The organism is Streptomyces sp. NPDC055078 (genome assembly GCF_053607985.1).
The window spans coordinates 1-5,124 of record NZ_JBSGUP010000596.1; the positions used below are offsets into that span (position 1 = coordinate 1).

General features: G+C 68.1%; 4 protein-coding genes. 2 read left to right on the top strand and 2 right to left on the bottom strand.

What is annotated here, in order from left to right:
* Positions 1-197: 197 nt before the first annotated feature.
* Entirely contained in the window at positions 198-431 is a 234-nt protein-coding gene (locus tag ACWF94_RS32870) for a glucose PTS transporter subunit EIIB (RefSeq protein ID WP_453496931.1), read from the bottom strand.
* 241 nt (positions 432-672) lie between these two features.
* On the opposite strand from ACWF94_RS32870, the gene ACWF94_RS32875 reads away from it, so the two are divergent.
* Positions 673-1,971, top strand: coding sequence for a PTS transporter subunit EIIC (locus tag ACWF94_RS32875; protein WP_453496934.1), 1,299 nt, complete (start codon positions 673-675; stop codon positions 1,969-1,971).
* Between the two features lie 557 nt (positions 1,972-2,528).
* Positions 2,529-3,794: a PTS transporter subunit EIIC gene (locus ACWF94_RS32880; protein WP_453496937.1), complete on the top strand. Its 1,266-nt coding sequence runs from the start codon at positions 2,529-2,531 to the stop codon at positions 3,792-3,794.
* A 194-nt stretch (positions 3,795-3,988) separates the two neighbouring features.
* On the opposite strand, the gene ACWF94_RS32885 is transcribed toward ACWF94_RS32880, so the two are convergent.
* Positions 3,989-4,738: an MBL fold metallo-hydrolase gene (locus tag ACWF94_RS32885; protein ID WP_453496940.1), complete on the bottom strand. Its 750-nt coding sequence runs from the start codon at positions 4,736-4,738 to the stop codon at positions 3,989-3,991.
* Positions 4,739-5,124: the final 386 nt, after the last annotated feature.

The window sequence follows — 5,124 nt, forward strand, 5'->3', positions numbered from 1 at the left end:
AGACAGGGCCATGAGCTTTTGGGCGGGGCGGGAGGCCCCGGTTCCGTCTGCAAGGGGCCCCTCCGGTGGTCGGTCTCCGGCGCGGCCGGCCGGTTGTCCGCCGGTCGCGGGGACCGGTCGCGGGGCCGGTCGCGGGGCCCGTTGCGGGGCCGGTCGCGGGGCCCGTTGCGGGGCCGGTCAGACAGGCGCGACGCCGCTCACATCATGTCCTCGATATCGGCGGCGATCGGGTCGGCGTCCGTGCCGATGACGACCTGGATCGCGGTGCCCATCTTCACGACGCCGTGGGCGCCGGCGGCCTTGAGCGCGATTTCGTCGACCTTGTCGGGGTCGATGACTTCGGTGCGGAGGCGGGTGATGCAGCCCTCGATCTCCTCGATGTTCTCGATCCCACCGAGCCCGGCGACGATCTTCTCAGCCTTGCTGGCCATGTCCTTCTCCCTGCGTTCAAGGGGCGCCCGCCCGGGCGCTCAGCGCTGCGTCGGCCCATCACTGGTCCGCTTTGTCACGGTAACGCACGGTTGGCCCAACTTCACGGGCGAGTAACCGCTGGGTACCGAATGATGTCGATCACCGGCGCTCCCCGCCAGGACCGAGCCCGGGGCCGTACCGCAACTGGTCTACACCAGTCTGCAACGCCTGCCAAACCTGGTCTGTTCCGGGAGGACGCCGATGAGTTCGGAGAGCGCCGCCGCACGGCCACGGCCGTCAGTATGGAACAAGCTGTTCCAGGGGCTCCAGAAAATGGGCCGCAGCCTCCAGCTGCCCATCGCCGTCCTGCCCGCCGCGGGCATTCTCAACCGGCTCGGGCAGCCCGATGTCTTCGGGGCGGACGGTCTGGGCTGGGACGATGTGGCCAAGGTGATGGCGGGTGCGGGCGGTGCGCTGCTCGACGCCAATATCGGGCTGCCGTTGCTGTTCTGCGTCGGTGTGGCGATCGGGATGGCGAAGAAGGCCGACGGGTCGACGGCGCTGGCGGCGGTCGCGGGCTTTCTCGTCTACTACAACGTGCTGCGCCAGTTCCCCAAGGACTGCGAGGTCGGGGGGCAGGTCGTCCTGGCGGGCTGCCAGGGGGCCGACGGGACGGTCGCGCCCTTCACGTATCAGAATCCCGGTGTCTTCGGCGGCATCGTGATGGGCCTGCTGGCCGCCTACTTCTGGCAGCGCTACCACCGCACCCGGCTGGTCGACTGGCTGGGCTTCTTCAACGGGCGGCGGCTCGTCCCGATCATCATGTCGTTCATCGCGATCGCCTTCGCGGTGGTGTGTCTGTGGATCTGGCCGCCGATCGGTGACGCGCTGGAGAGCTTCAGCGACTGGCTGGTGGATCTGGGCGCCTGGGGTTCGGGCATCTTCGGTGTCACCAACCGGGCGCTGCTGGTCATCGGGCTGCACCAGTTCCTGAACGTGCCCATCTGGTTCCAGCTGGGCACCTACACCAAGCCGGACGGCACGGTGGTGCACGGCGACATCTCGATGTTCCTGGCGGGCGACCCCGACGCGGGCCAGTTCACCACCGGCTTCTTCCCGATCATGATGTTCGCCCTCCCCGCGGCGGCGCTGGCCATCACCCACTGCGCCAAGCCGCACCGCCGCAAGGAGGTGGGCGGTCTGATGCTCTCGGTGGCGCTGACGTCCTTTGTCACCGGTATCACCGAGCCGATCGAGTACTCGTTCCTCTTCATCGCCCCGGCGCTGTACGCGGTCCACGCGGTGCTCACGGGTGTGTCGATGGCGGTGACCTGGGCGCTGGGGGTGAAGGACGGCTTCAGCTTCTCGGCGGGGCTGATCGACTACGTCATCAACTGGAGTCTGGCCACCAAGCCCTGGCTGATCATTCCGATCGGACTCGCCTTCGCGGTGCTCTATTACGCGATCTTCCGATTCGCGATCATCAAATTCAACATCCCGACACCCGGGCGGGAACCGGAGGAAATCGAGGAACAGCTGGAGCGGGACAACATCAAATAAGCGCGGCCGGGCGCCGCTCTCCGGACCGTCCGGCGGTCACCGGCCGGTCACCGGCGGCCACCGGTCGGCCACTGGTCGGCAATCGGTCGGCGATCGACCGGCGATCGACCGGCGATCGACCGGCGATCGACCGGCGATCGACCGATAACGGGCCGGCAACGGATCGGTGACCTTCGGTGACCGACGGGTGTCGGTCCGGCCGCCGCACGCGAGTTGTTTCCGACTCGTTATCCGTCGTTATCCGTCGAGATCCGCCGGGCACCGTCGACATACGCCGCGATCCGCCGCGATTCCCACCGGAATCTTCCGGAATCGTCAGGCCCCACAAGGCCCTTGGACCTGTCAGTGACGGGTTTCCCGAGGGCCTTGAGTCGTATATGGCGCGATATGTCCCACGCCACAGAATTCGCAGGTTCCTTATCTAAGTCTCACGTGCTACAACAGGTCTACACCACTGAGTGGTTTAGACCACGCGGCGCCGCCCGCGTTCCCCTTGAGCCGTCGCCTCCCCCACTTCTCCTGTCCCTGGCGACGCCCTGCTCTCCTGGAGGATGTTGATGTCCACGGCAAGCGCAGCCCCCTCGGCTGACAAGAAAAAGGGCGCGGGCGCGATGGCTGTCATGCAGCGCATCGGCCGCAGCCTGATGCTGCCGGTCGCGGTGCTGCCCGCCGCCGCGCTCCTGGTCCGGTTCGGCCAGGCCGATATGCTCGGGCGCGAGTCGTTCCCGACTCTCATACAGAAGATCGCCGGATATATGTCGGCCGGCGGCAACGCGCTGCTCGACAACATGCCGTTGCTCTTCGCCGTAGGTATCGCGATCGGTTTCGCGAAGAAGTCGGACGGCTCCACCGCGCTCGCCGCGGTCGTCGGCTATCTCGTCTTCAAGAATGTGCTGGGCCAGTTCACGGACAGTAATCTGCCGGAGAAGGCGACGGTCGTCGACGGCAAGATCGTCATGGTCGACGCCCCGGTGGACGCCAAGGTCCTCGGCGGTGTCGTGATGGGCATCGTGGTCGCCCTGCTCTATCAGCGCTTCTACCGCACCAAGCTGCCCGACTGGGCCGGTTTCTTCGGCGGACGCCGGCTCGTCCCGATCCTCTCCGCCTTCGCGGGACTGGGCATCGCCATCGTCTTCGGTCTGATCTGGCCGGTCCTCGGCACGGGTCTGCACAACTTCGGTGAGTGGCTGGTCGGTTCGGGCGCCGCGGGCGCGGGCATCTTCGGCGTCGTCAACCGGGCGCTGATCCCGGTCGGTATGCACCATCTGCTGAACTCGTTCCCGTGGCTCCAGGCCGGTGAGTACGAGGGCAAGAGCGGTGATATCGCGCGCTTCCTGGCCGGGGACCCGACCGCCGGACAGTTCATGACCGGCTTCTTCCCGATCATGATGTTCGCGCTTCCCGCCGCGTGTCTCGCGATCGTGCACTGTGCCCGTCCCGAGCGCCGCAAGGTCGTCGGCGGCATGATGTTCTCGCTGGCCCTCACCTCGTTCGTGACCGGTGTGACCGAGCCCATCGAGTTCACCTTCATGTTCATCGCGCCGGTGCTGTACGCGGTCCACGCGGTCCTGACCGGTGTGTCCATGGCGCTGACCTGGGCACTCGGTATGAAGGACGGCTTCGGCTTCTCGGCCGGTGCGATCGACTTCCTGCTCAACCTGGGGATCGCTTCCAACCCGTGGGGGCTCGCACTCGTCGGCCTCGCCTTCGCCGGGGTGTACTACGTGGTGTTCCGGTTCGCGATCACCAAATTCAATCTGCCGACGCCCGGGCGGGAGTCGGACGACGAACTGGCGGAGCTGCAAAAGGCCGAGGCCAAATAGATCCGAGGTCCCGGCTGCTCGATGATCCACCGTGGCCGCTCAGGCCGATGCCCCTGGTTCCGTTTCCGGCGCCGGGGGCGTCTGTCGTTCCGCCGGGCCTTTGTCCCGCTGGATCTCGTAGACCCTGCCGACCCGGCCCACAGGTCCCAGACCTTTCCGACCCGGCCCACATCTCCTGGGCCTGCCGACCCGGTCTAGATCTCGTAGACCCTGCCGGGGGCGGCAATCTCGGCCGGGCCCCGGTACACCGCGCGGGCGTCCGCGAGGTTGCGCTCCCCGTCCGTCCACGGCGGGATATGGGTCAGCACCAGCCGCCCCACCCCCGCGCGCCGCGCCTGCTCACCGGCCTCGCGGCCGTTGAGGTGGAGACCGGGGATGTCCTCCTTGCCATGGGTGAACGACGCCTCGCTCAGAAACAGATCGGCCCCGTCGGCGAGTTCGTGCAGCTGCTCGCAGGCACCCGTGTCACCGGAGTACGCCAGCGTCCGGCCCGCGTGCTCGAGCCGGATGCCGTACGCCTCGACCGGGTGGGCCACCCGCTCCGTACGGACGGCGAACGGGCCGATGTCGAAGCTGCCGGGCTTCAGGGTGTGGAAGTCGAAGACCTCGCTCATGGCGGAGGGCGTGGTGTCCCCGTACGCGGTGGTCAGGCGCTGCTCGGTGCCCTCGGGGCCGTAGACCGGGAGGGCGGGGCACCGGCCGCCGTCGTGGCGGTAGTAGCGGGCGACGAAATATCCGCACATATCGATGCAGTGGTCGGCGTGCAGATGACTGAGGAAGATCGCATCGAGGTCGTACAGACCGATATGGCGCTGCATCTCGCCGAGGGCGCCATTGCCCATGTCGAGGAGCAGCCGGAAGCCGTCGGCCTCTACGAGGTAGCTCGAACAGGCCGATTCCGCGGACGGGAACGACCCCGAGCAGCCGACGACGGTGAGCTTCATGGAGCTGGAACCTCCGTTGACGAGGAGGGCTGGGGGGGGTGGGTCGTGCGGTCCGTCGAGCGTAAAGCGCGAAAGGGGTGGCCGCTCCTCCAGAGTGGGGGGTTGTGGGGGAACTCACCTGCGCTGTCACCGATTCGGAGGGCGCGTGAGGGGTGGAGGGCGAGGGCGCGTACGGGCGGGCCGCCCGCGCCTCACGCCTCGCGGTCCCGGTCCGCCCGGACCGCGTCTCCCGGGTGCGCCCAGGCCGCGTCTCCGGGGTGGGCCCGGGTGGCCCCTGTGTCTCGGGGGCCCGCCCGGGTGGCCCCTGCGCACCTGGACCGCGAGGCCCAGGCCATTCCCGGGGCTCCGCCCCGAACCCCGCGCCGCACACGCCGGCGGGGCGGTAT

Bases quoted from the DNA above. Each gene is read 5' to 3' on its own strand.
- ACWF94_RS32870 (WP_453496931.1), bottom strand. From the start codon at position 431: ATGGCCAGCAAGGCTGAGAAGATCGTCGCCGGGCTCGGTGGGATCGAG.
- ACWF94_RS32875 (WP_453496934.1), top strand. From the start codon at position 673: ATGAGTTCGGAGAGCGCCGCCGCACGGCCACGGCCGTCAGTATGGAAC.
- ACWF94_RS32880 (WP_453496937.1), top strand. From the start codon at position 2,529: ATGTCCACGGCAAGCGCAGCCCCCTCGGCTGACAAGAAAAAGGGCGCG.
- ACWF94_RS32885 (WP_453496940.1), bottom strand. From the start codon at position 4,738: ATGAAGCTCACCGTCGTCGGCTGCTCGGGGTCGTTCCCGTCCGCGGAA.